This is a genomic window from Streptomyces sp. NPDC046335, from assembly GCF_055587985.1.
Map to the genome: position 1 here is coordinate 173,976 of NZ_JBVJFF010000012.1, position 15,470 is coordinate 189,445.

18 protein-coding genes are annotated in these 15,470 nt (G+C 71.0%); 3 read left to right on the forward strand and 15 right to left on the reverse strand.

Annotated elements, in window-relative coordinates; genetic code table 11:
• The 3 genes from alr to ACZ6JY_RS28870 all read right to left on the reverse strand — a co-directional run bounded on the left by alr (position 1) and on the right by ACZ6JY_RS28870 (position 3,113).
• Positions 1–1,185, reverse strand: a complete 1,185-nt coding sequence (alr, locus tag ACZ6JY_RS28860) for an alanine racemase (protein WP_469200410.1) — start codon at positions 1,183–1,185, stop codon at positions 1–3.
• Between the two features lie 78 nt (positions 1,186–1,263).
• On the reverse strand, positions 1,264–2,694 hold the full coding sequence (locus ACZ6JY_RS28865) for an NAD(P)H-hydrate dehydratase (RefSeq protein ID WP_469200412.1): 1,431 nt from the start codon (positions 2,692–2,694) through the stop codon (positions 1,264–1,266).
• A 50-nt stretch (positions 2,695–2,744) separates the two neighbouring features.
• Positions 2,745–3,113 (reverse strand): holo-ACP synthase, encoded by a 369-nt coding sequence (locus ACZ6JY_RS28870; RefSeq protein WP_469200414.1) that lies wholly within the window; start codon positions 3,111–3,113, stop codon positions 2,745–2,747.
• 58 nt (positions 3,114–3,171) lie between these two features.
• On the opposite strand from ACZ6JY_RS28870, the gene coaA reads away from it, so the two are divergent.
• Together coaA and ACZ6JY_RS28880 are read left to right on the forward strand one after the other, a co-directional pair.
• Positions 3,172–4,170 carry a type I pantothenate kinase gene (coaA, locus tag ACZ6JY_RS28875; RefSeq protein WP_469200416.1) on the forward strand — a complete coding sequence of 333 codons (999 nt, stop codon included), beginning with the start codon at positions 3,172–3,174 and terminating at the stop codon, positions 4,168–4,170.
• Positions 4,171–4,216: 46 nt separating this feature from the next.
• Positions 4,217–5,164, forward strand: coding sequence for a DUF389 domain-containing protein (locus tag ACZ6JY_RS28880; RefSeq protein ID WP_469200418.1), 948 nt, complete (start codon positions 4,217–4,219; stop codon positions 5,162–5,164).
• Here ACZ6JY_RS28880 and glmM read toward each other — a convergent pair.
• The 4 genes from glmM to ACZ6JY_RS28900 all read right to left on the reverse strand — a co-directional run bounded on the left by glmM (position 5,161) and on the right by ACZ6JY_RS28900 (position 9,191).
• Complete coding sequence (glmM, locus tag ACZ6JY_RS28885; protein WP_469200420.1) at positions 5,161–6,519, reverse strand: phosphoglucosamine mutase; 1,359 nt, start codon at positions 6,517–6,519, stop codon at positions 5,161–5,163. The two genes, ACZ6JY_RS28880 and glmM, sit on opposite strands and share 4 nt — an antisense overlap.
• A 94-nt stretch (positions 6,520–6,613) precedes the next feature.
• Positions 6,614–7,135 carry a 30S ribosomal protein S9 gene (rpsI, locus tag ACZ6JY_RS28890; RefSeq protein WP_447037965.1) on the reverse strand — a complete coding sequence of 174 codons (522 nt, stop codon included), beginning with the start codon at positions 7,133–7,135 and terminating at the stop codon, positions 6,614–6,616.
• Positions 7,136–7,177: 42 nt separating this feature from the next.
• Positions 7,178–7,621, reverse strand: a complete 444-nt coding sequence (gene rplM / locus ACZ6JY_RS28895; RefSeq protein WP_076684960.1) for a 50S ribosomal protein L13 — start codon at positions 7,619–7,621, stop codon at positions 7,178–7,180.
• Between the two features lie 352 nt (positions 7,622–7,973).
• A complete protein-coding gene (locus ACZ6JY_RS28900; RefSeq protein WP_469200423.1) occupies positions 7,974–9,191 on the reverse strand; it encodes a glycosyltransferase family 87 protein in 1,218 nt (405 codons plus the stop codon).
• Positions 9,192–9,265: 74 nt separating this feature from the next.
• Between ACZ6JY_RS28900 and ACZ6JY_RS28905 the strand changes: the two genes are divergently transcribed.
• Positions 9,266–10,132, forward strand: a complete 867-nt coding sequence (locus tag ACZ6JY_RS28905) for a hypothetical protein (protein ID WP_469200425.1) — start codon at positions 9,266–9,268, stop codon at positions 10,130–10,132.
• A 28-nt stretch (positions 10,133–10,160) separates the two neighbouring features.
• Here the strand turns inward: ACZ6JY_RS28905 and truA are convergent, their stop codons facing one another.
• The 8 genes from truA to map form a co-directional block, all read right to left on the reverse strand.
• On the reverse strand, positions 10,161–11,015 hold the full coding sequence (truA, locus tag ACZ6JY_RS28910; protein WP_469200427.1) for a tRNA pseudouridine(38-40) synthase TruA: 855 nt from the start codon (positions 11,013–11,015) through the stop codon (positions 10,161–10,163).
• 141 nt (positions 11,016–11,156) lie between these two features.
• Positions 11,157–11,648 carry a 50S ribosomal protein L17 gene (gene rplQ, locus ACZ6JY_RS28915; protein ID WP_469200429.1) on the reverse strand — a complete coding sequence of 164 codons (492 nt, stop codon included), beginning with the start codon at positions 11,646–11,648 and terminating at the stop codon, positions 11,157–11,159.
• Between the two features lie 124 nt (positions 11,649–11,772).
• The gene (locus ACZ6JY_RS28920) at positions 11,773–12,795 is read right to left on the reverse strand and encodes a DNA-directed RNA polymerase subunit alpha (protein ID WP_016645160.1); all 1,023 of its coding nucleotides are present in this window, start codon (positions 12,793–12,795) and stop codon (positions 11,773–11,775) included.
• A gap of 147 nt (positions 12,796–12,942) precedes the next feature.
• On the reverse strand, positions 12,943–13,347 hold the full coding sequence (gene rpsK, locus ACZ6JY_RS28925; protein WP_003948617.1) for a 30S ribosomal protein S11: 405 nt from the start codon (positions 13,345–13,347) through the stop codon (positions 12,943–12,945).
• Positions 13,348–13,412: 65 nt separating this feature from the next.
• Positions 13,413–13,793 carry a 30S ribosomal protein S13 gene (gene rpsM / locus ACZ6JY_RS28930; protein WP_447037971.1) on the reverse strand — a complete coding sequence of 127 codons (381 nt, stop codon included), beginning with the start codon at positions 13,791–13,793 and terminating at the stop codon, positions 13,413–13,415.
• A gap of 206 nt (positions 13,794–13,999) precedes the next feature.
• Complete coding sequence (rpmJ, locus tag ACZ6JY_RS28935) at positions 14,000–14,113, reverse strand: 50S ribosomal protein L36 (protein ID WP_003948619.1); 114 nt, start codon at positions 14,111–14,113, stop codon at positions 14,000–14,002.
• A gap of 58 nt (positions 14,114–14,171) precedes the next feature.
• Positions 14,172–14,393 carry a translation initiation factor IF-1 gene (gene infA, locus ACZ6JY_RS28940; RefSeq protein ID WP_003948620.1) on the reverse strand — a complete coding sequence of 74 codons (222 nt, stop codon included), beginning with the start codon at positions 14,391–14,393 and terminating at the stop codon, positions 14,172–14,174.
• 171 nt (positions 14,394–14,564) lie between these two features.
• Entirely contained in the window at positions 14,565–15,401 is an 837-nt protein-coding gene (gene map, locus ACZ6JY_RS28945) for a type I methionyl aminopeptidase (RefSeq protein ID WP_469200433.1), read from the reverse strand.
• Positions 15,402–15,470: the final 69 nt, after the last annotated feature.

Sequence of the window (15,470 nt, forward strand, 5' to 3'; positions counted from 1 at the left end):
CTAGTCAGTGATCGGACCGCTCGTAGATGTCTCTCCCGGCTCCGGCCGCTCATTCACATGGACGCGCGGCACGCGGGGTCCGATGCGGGTGACGATCTCGTACGCGATGGTGCCCGCCGCCTGCGCCCAGTCCTCGGCGGTCGGCTCCCCGCGGTCGCCGGGCCCGAAGAGCAGTGCCTCCGCGCCCGCCTCCGGCTCGTCGCCGCCGAGGTCCACCACGAACTGGTCCATGGCCACGCGGCCCGCGACCGTCCGCCACTTGCCGGCGACCAGGACCGGGGCGGTGCCCGACGCGTGCCGCGGGATGCCGTCGCCGTACCCGGCGGGGACGAGGCCGAGGGTGGTCTCGCCGGGGGTGACGTAGTGATGCCCGTAACTGACGCCGAGGCCCGCGGGGACGTGCTTGACCAGGGCGAGCGAGGCGCTGAGGGTCATCACGGGCCGCAGCCCGAAGTCCTCGGGCGTGCCGACCTCGGGGCTCGGCGAGATGCCGTACATCGCGATGCCCGGCCGTACGAGGTCGAAGTGGGTCTCCGGGAGCGTGAGCGTCCCCGGGGAGTTCGCGATGTGCCGGACCTCGGGGCGGACGCCCTGGTCCTCGGCGTACGCCACCATCTCGCGGAAGACGGTCAGCTGCGCCGCGATCGAGGGGTGCCCGGGCTCGTCGGCGCACGCGAAGTGCGACCAGAGGCCGGTGACGCGGACGAGCCCTTCGGCCTCGGCGCGCAGGGCCGCCGCCACGAGTTCGGGCCAGTCGGCGGGCGTGCAGCCGTTGCGGCCGAGGCCGGTGTCGGCCTTGAGCTGGATACGGGCGGCGCGGCCCGCCCCGCGCGCGGCGGCCGTCACCTCGCGCAGCGCCCACAGCGCGCTCACCGACATGTCGAGGTCGGCCTCGATGCCCTCGCGCCAGGGTCCGCCCGGCGTCCAGAGCCAGCACATCAGCCGTCCCGGAACACCGGCGGCGCGCAGGGCCAGCGCCTCCTCGGGAGTCGCGGTCCCGACCCAGGTGGCGCCCGCCTGGAGGGCGGCCTTGGCGCAGGGCACCATTCCGTGGCCGTACGCGTCGGCCTTGACCACGGCCATGAACGCGGCATCCGGCGCGTGGGCGCGCAGTGAGCGCACGTTGGCACGGAGGGCGGCGAGGTCGATCTCGGCGCGGACGCGGTAGGGGGCTGTCTCGTTCATCGCGAAACAGTGTCTCAGAGGCCGCCGTCAACCCTTCTCCCGTGGCGGTTCCCGCGGCCGGGCGGCGACCCTCGCCCCTCAGTCCCGCACGTCCCGCCAGGCCGCCGGAATGGCCTCGGCGACGTCCTGCGCGGCCACGGGTGCGCCGTCCGACGCGTGGCGCGCGGCCAGACCGTGCAGATAGGCGGCGGCCGAGCCCGCGTCACGCGCTTCGAGCCCGGCCGCCAGCAGGGACCCCGCGAGGCCGGACAGCACGTCGCCGCTGCCGGCGGTGGCCAGCCATGGGGTGCCCGTGGGGTTGACGCGGACGGGCCCCTCGGCGGCGGCGACCAGCGTCGTCGACCCCTTGAGCAGGACGGTCGCGCCGTACCGGGACGCCAGCTCCCGGACCGCGGAGAGCCTGGCCGACTCGACCTGCGCGCGCTCGACGCCGAGGAGCGCGGCGGCCTCGCCCGCGTGCGGGGTGAGCAGCGTGGGGGCGCGCCGCTCGCGGACCCGCCGGGCGTCGGCGAGGCGCAGGCCGTCCGCGTCGATCAGTACGGGTACGTCGGCGTCGAGCACGTCCAGGAGCCGGTCCTCGTCGTCGCCGAGGCCGGGGCCCACGGCCCACGCCTGCACCCGTCCGGCCTGCGACGGCGGTCCCGCGGAGACCAGGGCCTCGGGGAACCGGGCGATGACGGCGTCGGCGGCGGGGCCGGCGTACCGTACGGCGCCCGCGCCGCCGTGCAGGGCTCCGGCGACGCAGAGCACGGCCGCTCCGGGGTAGCGGGCCGACCCGGCGACGACGCCCACGACGCCGCGGCGGTACTTGTCGCTCTCCCCGGTCGGCACGGGCAGCAGCCGGGCCACGTCGGCGTACTGGAGGGCTTCCAGGGCCCGCCGCTCGGGCGGCAGCTCAAGGCCGATGTCGACGAGCCGCACGGCTCCGGCGTACTCGCGGCCCGGGTCGATGAGGAGCCCCGGCTTGTACGTCCCGAAGGTCACCGTCACGTCGGCGCGCACCGCCTCGCCGGGCACCTCGCCGGTGTCGGCGGCCACGCCGCTCGGCAGGTCGACGGCGACGACCGTGGCCCCGCGGGCGGCCGCGGCCAGGTGCGCCGCGCGGTCGCGGAGTCCGCCCCTGCCGCCGATGCCCACGATGCCGTCGACCACAAGGCGGGCGGCGGCGACCGCGTCCAGCGCCCGGTCCTCCTCGCCGTCCACGACACGGCCGCCCGCGGTGCGCAGCGCGGCCAGGCCGCCGGGGTGCGTACGGTCCGGCGCCAGCAGCACGGCGGTGACCCCCGCTCCCCGCCGGGCGAGCCGGGCCCCGGCGTACAGCGCGTCGCCGCCGTTGTCACCGCTGCCCACGAGCAGCGTGACCCGGCTGCCGTACACCCGGTCGAGCAGCCGCGCGCACTCGGCGGCCAGGCCGGCCGCGGCACGCTGCATCAAGGCCCCTTCGGCCCCCCGAGCCATGGCCACACCCTCAGCCGCCCGCACATCCTCCACCGAGTAAGCACTACGCATGCCCCCCAGTCTCCCCCGACCGACAACACCCCGCCCGAGGCCGTCCGGGACTAGCCCTCCGCCACCACCACCGCCGAAGCCACCCCCGCGTCATGGCTCAGTGACACGTGCCATGCGCGGACGCCCAGTTCGGCGGCTCGGTCCGCCACCGTGGCGCGTACCCGCAGCCTCGGGCGGCCGGTGTCCTCGACGTACACCTCGGCGTCGGTCCACCGCAGGCCCCCGGGTGCGCCCAGAGCCTTGGCCACCGCCTCCTTCGCCGCGAAGCGGGCCGCGAGCGAGGCCACGCCACGCCGCTCCCCGCTCGGCAGCAGCAGCTCGCCCGGGACGAAGAGCCGCTCGGCCATCCCGGGCGTGCGCCGCAGCGCCGCGCCGAACCGCTCGATCTCCGCCACGTCGATGCCAACCCCGATAATCACCGGATCAGCGTGACACACCCCACCCCGCCCACCGCGCGCACAACCGTGACAATGAACTGTGATCTCTTCGGTCTCCGCGCCAATGAAGGCGCCGCGGAGCGCCCACCGGCAGAAGCCGGAGGCGACTCCCTACGTCGACCTCACCCGCAGCGAGTGGAGCGCGCTGCGGGAGAAGACGCCGCTCCCCCTCACGGCGGAGGAGGTGGAGAGACTCAGGGGCCTCGGCGACGTCATCGACCTGGACGAGGTCCGCGACATCTACCTCCCGCTCTCCCGCCTCCTGAACCTCTACGTGGGCGCCACCGACGGCCTGCGCGGCGCCCTGAACACCTTCCTCGGCGAGAAGGGCTCACAGTCGGGCACGCCCTTCGTCATAGGAGTCGCCGGCTCCGTGGCGGTCGGCAAGTCGACCGTCGCCCGCCTCCTCCAGGCCCTGCTCTCCCGCTGGCCGGAACACCCCCGCGTGGAGCTGGTGACGACCGACGGCTTCCTGCTCCCCACCAAGGAGCTGGAAGCCCGCGGCCTGATGTCCCGCAAGGGCTTCCCCGAGTCGTACGACCGCCGCGCCCTCACCCGCTTCGTCGCGGACATCAAGGCGGGCAAAGCAGAGGTGACTGCGCCCGTCTACTCCCACCTCATCTACGACATCGTGCCCGGTCAGCGCCTCACGGTCCGCCGCCCCGACATCCTGATCGTCGAGGGCCTGAACGTCCTTCAGCCCGCGCTCCCGGGCAGCGACGGCCGCACCCGCGTGGGCCTCGCCGACTACTTCGACTTCAGCGTGTACGTGGACGCCCGCACGGAGGACATCGAGCGCTGGTACCTCAACCGGTTCAAGAAGCTGCGCCTCACGGCCTTCCAGAACCCGTCCTCGTACTTCCGCAAGTACACACAGGTCTCGGAGGAGGAGGCCCTCGACTACGCCCGCACGACCTGGCGCACGATCAACAGGGTCAATCTGGTGGAGAACGTGGCCCCGACCCGCGGCCGGGCCGCCCTGGTGGTCCGCAAGGGCCCCGACCACAAGGTGCAGCGCCTGAGCCTGCGCAAACTCTGAACCAACGCCCGTACGGCCGCGCCCCGGTGCCGACTACTGTGCGGGCATGCTGCACCTGCGCCTGATCACTCCCGCGGACACCACCGAGTCGGTGGTGCGCCTGATCGAGGGGACCACGGGGACCGCGCACCTGGCCGTGCTCCCCGGCGCGGCCCGCGCCCCGGCGGGCGACGTCGTCATGTGCGACACCGCCCGCGAGGCGGCCGACGAACTGCTCGACGGCCTCCGCGCGCTGGGCATCGACAGGACGGGCTCGATCGCGGTCGAGAACATCGACCTCTCCCTCTCCGAGCGCGCCGACAAGGCGGAGAAGGACGCACCGGGAGAGGCCGCCGACGCGGTCCTGTGGGAGCAGCTCACGGACGCGACCCACGAGGAGTCGACGCTCTCGGCCACCTACGTCGCGTTCATCACCCTCGCCACGATGATCGCGGCCTGCGGTGTCGTGCTCGACAACGCGATCCTGATCGTGGGCGCGATGGCCGTGGGCCCGGAGTTCGGCCCGCTCGCGGGGTTCTGCACGGCTCTCGTCCGGCGCGCTCCCCGGCTGGCCCTGCGCGCGCTGATCGCGCTGCTCGTGGGGTTCGCGGCGGCGATGGCGGTGACCGTCGGGTTCAGCTACTTCATGGGCGCGATGAACCTGTTCAGCGACGAAGCCCTGCGGGCGGACCGCCCGAACACGAACTTCATCTACCGCCCCGACTGGTTCTCGTTCGTGGTCGCGGTCCTCGCGGGCGCCGCGGGCACGCTCTCCCTCACCTCGGCGAAGTCGGGTGCCCTGGTCGGAGTCGCGATCTCGGTGACGACGGTCCCCGCGGCGGCGAACGCCGCGGTCGCCTTCAGCTACGCCGAGTACCGCCAGGCGTGGGGCTCGACGGAACAGCTCCTGCTCAACCTGCTCGGCATCGTCCTCGCGGGTACGGCGACGCTGCTGGCCCAGAAGGCGCTGTGGGCCAGGCAGCGGCGACGTACCGCGAGGTCACAACACCCTTAGCCCAGCGCCGACTTCACCACGTCGGCCAGGCGGCCGGCCACGGACCGCGCCTGCTCGATGTCGGCGGCCTCGACCATGACCCGCACCAGCGGCTCCGTCCCCGAAGGGCGCAGCAGCACCCGCCCGGTGGAGCCCAGCTCGCGCTCGGCCTCGGTGACGGCGGCGGTCAGCTCGGCCGAGGTCGTCACCCGGGACTTGTCGACGTCGGGCACGTTGATGAGGACCTGCGGGAGCCGCTTCATGACCCCGGCGAGGTCGGCGAGCGTACGCCCCGTCTCGGCGACCCGCGCCGCGAGGAGCAGCCCGGTCAGCGTGCCGTCGCCCGTGGTCGCGTGGTCCAGGACGATGACGTGCCCGGACTGCTCACCGCCGAGGGCGTAGCCGTGCTCCTTCATCGACTCCAGGACATAGCGGTCGCCGACGGCGGTCTGCACGAGCGCGAGCCCCTGCGCCTCCATGGCGAGCTTGAAGCCGAGGTTCGACATGACGGTGGCGACAACGGTGTCGCCGCGCAGCGTGCCGTGCTCCCGCATGGCGAGGGCGAGCACCGCGAGGATCTGGTCGCCGTCGATCTCCTCGCCCGCGCCGTCCACGGCGAGGCAGCGGTCGGCGTCACCGTCGTGCGCGATGCCGAAGTCGGCGCCGTGCTCGACGACGGCCGCCTTGAGCAGGTCCAGGTGGGTCGAGCCGCAGCCGTCGTTGATGTTGAGGCCGTCCGGCTGGGCGCCGATCGTGATGACCTCGGCACCGGCGCGCGCGAACGCCTCCGGCGAGACGCGGGCGGCGGCGCCGTGCGCCTCGTCGAGGACGATCCGCAGTCCGTCGAGGCGGTTGGGCAGCACCCCGAGGAGGTGCGCGATGTACTGGTCGAGCCCCTGGTCGTAGGAGCTCACCCGGCCGACGCCGGACCCGGTGGGCCGCTGCCAGGGAGCGCCCGTGCGGTGCTTCTCGTAGACCGACTCGATGCGGTCCTCAAGGTCGTCGGCGAGCTTGTGGCCACCGCGGGCGAAGAACTTGATGCCGTTGTCCGGCATGGCGTTGTGGCTGGCGGAGAGCATCACACCGAGGTCAGCGCCCAGCGCACCGGTGAGATGCGCCACCGCGGGGGTGGGCAGCACACCGACGCGCAGGACGTCCACGCCCGCGCTCGCGAGGCCCGCGACCACCGCGGCCTCCAGGAACTCCCCGGACGCACGCGGGTCCCGTCCGACCACGGCTTTCGGCCGGTGGCCTTCGAAGGTGCCCGCCTCGGCCAGTACGTGCGCCGCCGCCACGGAGAGTCCGAGCGCGAGCTCGGCCGTCAGATCCGCGTTGGCGACACCACGCACGCCGTCCGTGCCGAAGAGTCGTCCCACTGCTGTCCTCCGAACGTTCGTTCCTGATAGACGAACGCCCCGGCAGCACATTCTGTGCCGCCGGGGCGAACGAAGCAGTACAAGCAGGCAGCGATTAGCGCTTGCTGTACTGCGGGGCCTTGCGGGCCTTCTTGAGACCGGCCTTCTTGCGCTCGACCGCACGGTCGTCACGCTTGAGGTAACCGGCCTTCTTGAGGGCGGCGCGGTTGTTGTCGACGTCGGCCTCGTTCAGCGCACGGGCGACACCGAGACGGAGCGCACCGGCCTGACCGGAGACGCCGCCACCCGAGATGCGGGCGATGACGTCGTAGCGGTTGTCGAGCTCGAGCACCTTGAAGGGCTCGTTGACTTCCTGCTGGTGGACCTTGTTCGGGAAGTAGTCCTCGAGCGTGCGCCCGTTGACCTTCCACTTGCCGGTGCCCGGGACGATCCGGACGCGGGCGATGGCGTTCTTGCGACGGCCCAGGCCGGCGGCCGGCTGGGGGTCGCCGAAGCGCGCGGCGTTCGACTCCGAGGTGTACTCGCCCTCGACGGGGACCTCGGACTCGGTGGTGTACTGCTCGACGTCGGCGATCTCGGTCTCTTCGACCGGCTGCTCAACGGTGGTCTCGGCCACGATTCTCCTCAGATTTCTTTTCGTCTTTGGGGGTGGCCGGAACTACTGCGCGACCTGGGTGATCTCGAACGGGACCGGCTGCTGAGCGCCGTGCGGGTGCTGGTCGCCCGCGTAGACCTTCAGCTTCGAGAGCATCTGGCGGCCCAGGGTGTTCTTGGGGAGCATGCCCTTGACGGCCTTCTCGACAGCCTTCTCGGGGCTCTTGGCGAGCAGCTCGTCGTAACGGACGGAACGCAGACCACCCGGGTAACCGGAGTGGCGGTACGCCATCTTCTGGGTCTTCTTGTTGCCGGAGAGGTGCACCTTCTCGGCGTTGATGATGATGACGAAGTCACCGGTGTCAACGTGAGGGGCGTAGATCGGCTTGTGCTTGCCACGCAGAAGGGTGGCAGCGGTGGTCGCCAGACGGCCCAGGACGATGTCCCGGGCGTCGATGACGTGCCACTGGCGGGTCACATCGCCGGGCTTGGGGCTGTACGTACGCACGGTGTCGTAGCCTTCGCTTCTTCAGAGGTGGGGTCCTGACATGGCCACCACGGACGATGTACGACAGCCCTGGCGGACCTCGGTGACGCAACCGAGTCCTGCCGCTGGTCATCGGCCCGGTGGACCGGTGTAAGGGCCCCTCACGTGAGAATGAGAAAGCCAATACACATAACGAACTCGCAGAATACCCGCGCTGCCCCGTACGGGTCAAAACGCGGGCCTGGAGACCGGCGACGCCGGCTCCACCGACATGGCGGCCCTGTGAACCCCCAGGATAACCGGCCGCAGGCCTGCCCCCGGTCCCGCGGCGGCCACGGCCCCGGTCCCGGTGACGGATCACCCGCTTCCCGCCTCAGCCGCCGCGCGCCGCGTTCTCCGCGTCAATCCGCTGCCCGCCGGGCGCGATCCTCGGCGGCAACCCGCGCTCACCTGCGGTTCTGCCCGCCAGGCAGGTCCAGCCGAGCGTGCCCGCGAGGAGACAGAGCGTCGCCGCGTCCTTGAAGGCCCGCCGCGTCGCGGGCTCCAGCCACGGCCAGGTGAACCCCGGGATCTGCGGCACCAGCGCCACCCAGAACCACGGACCGCGCCCCGGCGCCCCGGGCGTGAGCACCCCGGCGAGCAGCAGCGGAAGGACGACCAGCAGATAGTGGTCGTACGAGGGCCGGGAGACGAGAAAGGCCGAAAGCATGAGCATGGTGGCGCACTCCGCCACCCGCGAGGGCCCCTCGTCCCCTCTCCCCCACCGCCGCCAGGCACACCACACCCCTGCCGCGGCGGCACCCCCCGCGAGCAGCGTCGCCAGGGTCTGCGGCACCCCGAGCCGCCCGAGCACCGCGGACGGCGAAGCCTCGTAGAGCCGTACGAAGGCGTCGTCGCCGCGCAGCAGGAAGGGCAGCGTCCGCGTGAAGAACCCGGCGGGGTCCGGCATCGCGAGCGCCGCCCCGAGCGAGGCCACCACGGGCAGCCCGACCGCCGCCGCGAGCCCCCGCCACCGCCCGGCGAAGACGAAGAGGAGCACGGCGGGCGCGAGCAGCGGCTTCACGGCGACGGCGGCGCCGATCACCAGACCGGCGGCGGCCCAGCGGCCCCGGGACGCGAGCAGCAGGGCGAGCGGCAGGGCCGCCGCGGACGCCACCGTCCAGTTGCCCAGCTCCACGAGGTGCCCGAAGGGGGCGAAGCCGAGCGCGAGCGCGAGGAGCCCGTACGCCGCGAACCTGCTGCGCCAGGGGATTCCGTACAGCCGCAGCGCGCAGGCCCACCCGGCGGCGAGCCCCGCGGTGACGCCCGCGGGGACCAGGAAGCGCGCCGCGGCGGTCGGCAGCAGGGCCTGCGGCACGGCGGCGAGCACGGCCCCCGGCAGATAGAGGAAGTGCCGGTCGGCGTAGGGCGAGCGGCCGTGCAGCCAGGCCTCGGCGGCCCGCACCACGATGGCGTTGTCCATGCCGCCGTCCGGCGTGCGCAGGCCCACCCGGACGGCCCCGGCGAGCAGCACCGCACCGAGCACCACGAGGACCTGCCATTCGGCAGGCCGCGACATCCACCCCGTAACCGCCGTTTTGTCCGCGTTCATGCGCCTCAGGCTAGGCGGGGAACCCTCTCTGGCCCCCGCTCAACATCCGCGGGTGCCCGTCTAAGATGCGGCCCATGAGCTTTGGGCAAGGGGGACCTCAGTGGGGTCCGGGGGGAACGGGCGGGCCCGGCGGCGGGCCCACACCCGACTGGGCGGCGCTCGCCGAGGCCTCCGAGGCGCGTACCCGGCGGCGCAAGTGGCTGATGATCGGCGGCGGCGCGTTCGCCACGATCGGCATCGCGGCGGCCGTGGCCATCACCGTCGTCTCCGCCAACAGCGACGACACCTCCGTGTCGAACAAACCGGCCAGCGAGCTCCCTGCCACCGCCGACATCCCCGGCGCGAGCAAGAACCCGGGCCCCTCCTTCGAGGCGACCACGCCGCCGCCCCCGCCGGACCCGAAGGACTACATCTCCAGCGCCAAGAAGGACAAGGCGCCGCTCACCGCGGAGGGCCTCTTCCCCGGCAAGACGTTCACCTCCGGCGAGAACGTCTACAAGAAGGGCGCGACCGACAGCACCACGAAGTGTGCCTCGGTCACCCAGCCCGCCCTCGGCGCGATCCTCACCAAGAACGACTGCACCCGCCTGATCCGCGCCAGCTACGTCAAGGACGGCACCGCGATCACCATCGGCGTCGCCGTCTTCGACACCGCGGCCCAGGCCAAGAAGGTCAAGGACCAGGTCGACAAGGGCCTGGTCAGCGCGTTGCCCGGCAAGGGCGTACCCGGCTTCTGCCAGACGGGCGTCTGCCGCGGCACGTACAACGCCTACGGCCGCTACGCGTACTTCACCACCACCGGCTACACCAGCGGCAAGGACGTCACCACGGGCGACCGCAAGGCGTACGGGGCCGGCGACACCATGGCCCGCTTCGCCTTCCAGCGCATCCACGCGCGGGGCGAGGCCCAGGCGTCGGCCGCGGTGGCCGGACCCGGGTAGTCCGCCCACCGGGGCCCGGCGGCGGCGCTCAGCAGCAGCCGGCGCCGGGCAGCGTCCGCTTGTTCCGCGCTTCCTTGCTGCGCGCGGCGAGCAGCTCGTCGGCGGGGTAGCCGACCTCTTCGAGCGTGAGCCCGTGCGGCCGTACGACATGCACGGCGGAGTCCCGCACCCCGGCCGCGAGCACCTTGCCCGGCCACTCCGCGGGCCGGTGCCCGTCGCCCACGAACAGCATGGCGCCGACCAGCGACCGCACCATGTTGTGGCAGAAGGCGTCGGCGCGGACGGTGGCTTCGAGGATGCCGTCGTCCCGCCGCTCCCACCGCAGCTCCTGGAGCGTACGAATGGTCGTGGCACCCTCACGCCGCTTGCAGTACGCGGCGAAGTCGTGCTCGCCGATCAGCCGCTCGGCGGCGGCGTTCATCGCGTCGAGGTCGAGCGTCCAGTCGTGCCACAGCACATGGCCGCGCAGCAGCGGGTCGACGCCGCCCGGGTGGTCGGTCACGCGGTAGGCGTAACGCCGCCACACGGCGGAGAACCGCGCGTTGAACCCGGCGGGCGCCTCGGCGACCTTCCAGATCCGCACGTCGTGCGGCAGCCGCCCGGCGAGCCTGCGCAGGAGCTTGTCCCGGTGCTCGGCCCACACGTCCTCCGGCAGGTCGACGTGGGCGACCTGCCCGCGCGCGTGCACCCCGCTGTCGGTCCGCCCCGCCACGGTCAGCTCGTACGTCTCCCGCGACCGTGTCACGGTCCGCAGCGCGGCCTCGATCTCCCCCTGGACGGTCCGCCTGCCCTCACGCTGCTTGGCCCAGCCGGAGAAGTCCTTGCCGTCGTACGACAGGTCAAGACGTACCCGGACGAACCCGGGCTCTGCTTCGTCACTCACTCCTGGATCCTCTCAGGCAACAAAAAGCGGGCCCGCCCCTGGCAAGGGACGGACCCGCATCGCCCCCGAAGGGGCGCGGGGAACTGCGTGACCAGCCACGACGAGCCCGCAGCCGAAGACGCACAGCCCCCGGCAGAACGCTTACGCGTCCTTCGACTCCTCGGCCGGAGCCTCGTCGGCCTTGGTCGTGTCGACCTTGGCGTCGGCGGCCTCGGCGTCCTTGGCGGCGCGCTTCGTGGCGGCCTCGGCCTCACCGGTGGCCTTCTGGGCCACGGTCAGGGCCTCCACCAGCTCGATGACCGCCATGGGCGCGTTGTCGCCACGACGGTTGCCGATCTTGGTGATGCGGGTGTAACCACCGGGGCGGTTCTCGTAGCGCGGGCCGATCTCCGTGAAGAGCGTGTGCACGATGCTCTTGTCGGTGATGACGGACAGCACCTGGCGGCGGTTGTGAAGGTCACCCTTCTTCGCCTTGGTGACCAGACGCTCCGCGTACGGACGCAGGCGACGGGCCTTCGCCTCGGTGGTGGTGATGCGGCCGTACTCGAAGAGCTGCTTGGCGAGGTTCGCGAGCAGCAGCTTCTCGTGCGCGGCGCTGCCGCCCAGACGGGCACCCTTGGCAGGCTTCGGCATGGTGTTTCTCCTTGATGTCTGCCCCGGCCGTATCAGGTACCGGGGTCAGTGGATTCCGAGCCCCGAAGGGGCGCGGGGAACTGCGCGACCAGCCACAACGGCCCCGCAGCGAAAATCGGACCGGTCAGTACTGCTCGGTCTCGACGAAGCCGGCGTCAGCGTCGTCGTCGGCGCCGAAGGCGTCGGCCGCGGCGGTCGGGTCGAAGCCGGGAGGCGAGTCCTTGAGCGCGAGGCCCATGCCGTTCAGCTTCATCTTGACCTCGTCGATCGACTTCGCACCGAAGTTGCGGATGTCGAGCAGGTCCGCCTCGGAGCGGGCCACGAGCTCACCCACGGAGTGGATGCCCTCGCGCTTGAGGCAGTTGTACGACCGAACGGTGAGCTCGAGCTCCTCGATCGGCAGGGCGAGATCAGCGGCCAGGGCCGCGTCCGTCGGCGAGGGGCCCATGTCGATGCCCTCGGCGTCGATGTTGAGCTCGCGCGCCAGGCCGAACAGCTCGACCAGGGTCTTGCCCGCCGACGCCATGGCGTCACGCGGGCGCATGGCCTGCTTGGTCTCGACGTCGACGATCAGCTTGTCGAAGTCGGTGCGCTGCTCGACACGGGTCGCCTCGACCTTGTACGTGACCTTGAGCACCGGCGAGTAGATCGAGTCGACCGGGATACGGCCGATCTCCTGGCCGACCTGCTTGTTCTGCACGGCGGAGACGTAGCCGCGACCGCGCTCGACGGTCAGCTCCATCTCCAGCTTGCCCTTGCCGTTGAGCGTGGCGAGGACGAGGTCGGGGTTGTGCACCTCGACACCGGCCGGGGGCGCGATGTCGGCGGCGGTGACCAGACCCGGGCCCTGCTTGCGCAGGTACATCACGACGGGCTCGTCGTGCTCCGAGGAGACGACCAGCTGCTTGATGTTGAGGATCAGGTCGGTGACGTCCTCCTTGACGCCCGGCACGGTGGTGAACTCGTGCAGGACACCGTCGATGCGGATGCTGGTGACAGCAGCGCCGGGGATCGACGAGAGGAGCGTACGGCGGAGGGAGTTGCCGAGGGTGTAACCGAAGCCCGGCTCCAGCGGCTCGATCACGAACCGGGAGCGGAATTCGTCGACGACCTCTTCGGTCAACGAGGGACGCTGAGCGATCAGCATGAAGTGTTTCCTTCAGTCAGGGGCACCCACTATTTGATGCCCTGCCCGGGGCTGAGCCCCATGGTGTTACTGCTACAAGGGTACGGGCGATACGGCTCGGAAGAGCCGTACCGCCCGGAACCTCAGGTCAAGCGACGTGCCGACGGATCAGACGCGGCGACGCTTGGGCGGACGGCAGCCGTTGTGCGGCGTGGGCGTCACGTCCTGGATCGAGCCGACCTCAAGACCGGTCGCCTGAAGCGAACGGATCGCGGTCTCACGGCCGGAGCCGGGACCCTTGACGAAGACGTCGACCTTGCGCATGCCGTGCTCCTGCGCGCGACGGGCAGCCGACTCGGCGGCCATCTGCGCGGCGAACGGCGTGGACTTGCGCGAGCCCTTGAAACCGACGTGGCCGGCGGAGGCCCACGAGATCACGTTGCCGGTCGGGTCCGTGATGGACACGATCGTGTTGTTGAACGTGCTCTTGATGTGAGCGTGCCCGTGAGCGACGTTCTTCTTTTCCTTGCGGCGCACCTTCTTGGCAGCGCCCTGACGACCCTTGGGGGGCATCTATAACTCCTACGGGAGGTGGTCGGTCCTGCAGCGTCAGCTGTCGATAGACCGCTGAGCGAGGACTACTTCTTGCCCGGCTTCTTCTTACCGGCGATGGCGCGACGCGGGCCCTTGCGGGTGCGGGCGTTCGTGCTGGTGCGCTGACCGCGGACGGGCAGGCCACGACGGTGACGGATACCCGCGTAGCAGCCGATCTCGACCTTGCGGCGGATGTCGGCCTGGATCTCGCGGCGGAGGTCACCCTCGGTCTTGATGTTGGCGTCCACGTACTCGCGGATCTTGACGAGGTCTTCCTCGGTCAGGTCGCGGACGCGGGTGTTGCGGTCCACCTCGGTGGCGTCCAGCGTCTGCTGGGCCAGCGTGCGGCCGATGCCGAACACGTAGGTGAGGGCGACCTCGATGCGCTTTTCGCGCGGGAGGTCAACGCCTTCAACGCGTGCCATTCATGGCTCCTGTTGATTCTTCGGAGGTCTTCGGCAGAACCACTCCCAGCCGCCGTCCCCTTCTCCTGGGAGAAGCGTTGGTACGTACTGGGTCCCCGGCCTCCGACCGGGGGTGTCGCCCTCCATTACCTATGGATCTGAAGAGGGACGTGCTCTGCGTATTGATTACGTGCGTCGCGCGAAACTCTGCGAACTGCAGTCGTGCGTCAGCCCTGGCGCTGCTTGTGGCGCGGGTTGTCGCAGATGATCATGACCCGGCCGTGACGGCGGATCACCCTGCACTTGTCGCAGATCTTCTTGACGCTCGGCTTGACCTTCATTGGGTGAGGTTCTCCGGGTCAGTGCCTCCACCCCGCGTGAGCGGGATGCGGGCAAGATCTACTTGTACCGGTAGACGATCCGGCCACGCGTCAGGTCGTACGGAGACAGCTCCACCACGACCCGGTCGTCAGGGAGGATGCGGATGTAGTGCATGCGCATCTTGCCGCTGATGTGTGCCAGGACCTGGTGGCCGTTCTGGAGCTCCACCTTGAACATGGCGTTCGGGAGAGACTCGACGACAGTGCCTTCGATCTCGATGGCACCTTGCTTCTTGGCCACGCTTCGCCCTTCGAATCGACTACCTTGATCGACTTCGTGCGCCGCATGGAGACACACGGATGCACGAGAGCCGACGCGTCAGTCTACGTCAGCGCACTCGGAAAGACGAATCGGGAAAGTCTGCCCCATGCAGAAGATCCTTAAGCAACGGGGCCCCCGACGCACCGAGTCTCAGCCCAGCGGATCCGGCGCCGTGGTGATCCCGTACTCCGCCAGCTTTGCCTTGCCGCAGTCCGGGGATGTCAGGACCAGGGGGCCCTCCTCGGTGAGGGCGATGGAGTGCTCCCAGTGGGAGGACCAGGTGCCGTCCGTCGTGATGACGGTCCAGTCGTCCTCCAGGACCTCCGTGCGGGGGGTGCCGAGGGAGACCATGGGCTCGATGGCGAGGCAGAGGCCGGGGACCAGCTTGGGGCCCTTGCCGCGGCGCCGCTCGACGTAGTTCAGGAGGTGCGGGTCCATGTGCATCTCGGTGCCGATGCCATGGCCGCCGTAGTCCTCGACGATGCCGTACTTGCCGCCGCCCGGCTTCGGCTGGCGGCGGATGTACGTCTCGATGGCCCGGGAGATGTCGACGAGCCGGTTGCCCTGCTTCATGGCGGCGATGCCGGCCCACATCGACTCCTCGGTCACCCGGGAGAGCTCGACCAGCTCGGGGGCGTGACCGGAGCCCACGAAGGCGGTGTACGCGGCGTCACCGTGCCAGCCCTCGATGATGGCGCCGGCATCGATGGAGATGATGTCGCCGTCCTTCAGGACGGTCTTGTCGTCCGGGATGCCGTGCACGACGACCTCGTTGACCGAGGTGCAGATCGTGGCGGGGAAGCCGCCGTACCCGAGGAAGTTCGACTTGGCCCCGTGCTCGGCGATGACCTTGCGGGCGACGTCGTCCAGATCCTTCGTGGTCGCGCCGGGCACCGCGGCCTCACGCGTCGCGGCGTGGATGGCGGCGACGACAAGGCCCGCCTCACGCATCTTCGCGATCTGCTCGGGGGTCTTGATCTGCACCATGGGGCTTCCGCTCTCCGTCATCCGTCCAACAACCGCCTACGTACACAACAGTACGGCCGCGGTCCCCCG

Bases quoted from the DNA above. Each gene is read 5' to 3' on its own strand.
- alr (WP_469200410.1), bottom strand. From the start codon at position 1,185: ATGAACGAGACAGCCCCCTACCGCGTCCGCGCCGAGATCGACCTCGCC.
- ACZ6JY_RS28865 (WP_469200412.1), bottom strand. From the start codon at position 2,694: ATGCGTAGTGCTTACTCGGTGGAGGATGTGCGGGCGGCTGAGGGTGTG.
- ACZ6JY_RS28880 (WP_469200418.1), top strand. From the start codon at position 4,217: ATGCTGCACCTGCGCCTGATCACTCCCGCGGACACCACCGAGTCGGTG.
- ACZ6JY_RS28900 (WP_469200423.1), bottom strand. From the start codon at position 9,191: ATGAACGCGGACAAAACGGCGGTTACGGGGTGGATGTCGCGGCCTGCC.
- ACZ6JY_RS28905 (WP_469200425.1), top strand. From the start codon at position 9,266: ATGAGCTTTGGGCAAGGGGGACCTCAGTGGGGTCCGGGGGGAACGGGC.
- rplQ (WP_469200429.1), bottom strand. From the start codon at position 11,648: ATGCCGAAGCCTGCCAAGGGTGCCCGTCTGGGCGGCAGCGCCGCGCAC.
- ACZ6JY_RS28920 (WP_016645160.1), bottom strand. From the start codon at position 12,795: ATGCTGATCGCTCAGCGTCCCTCGTTGACCGAAGAGGTCGTCGACGAA.
- rpsK (WP_003948617.1), bottom strand. From the start codon at position 13,347: ATGCCCCCCAAGGGTCGTCAGGGCGCTGCCAAGAAGGTGCGCCGCAAG.
- rpsM (WP_447037971.1), bottom strand. From the start codon at position 13,793: ATGGCACGCGTTGAAGGCGTTGACCTCCCGCGCGAAAAGCGCATCGAG.
- rpmJ (WP_003948619.1), bottom strand. From the start codon at position 14,113: ATGAAGGTCAAGCCGAGCGTCAAGAAGATCTGCGACAAGTGCAGGGTG.
- map (WP_469200433.1), bottom strand. From the start codon at position 15,401: ATGGTGCAGATCAAGACCCCCGAGCAGATCGCGAAGATGCGTGAGGCG.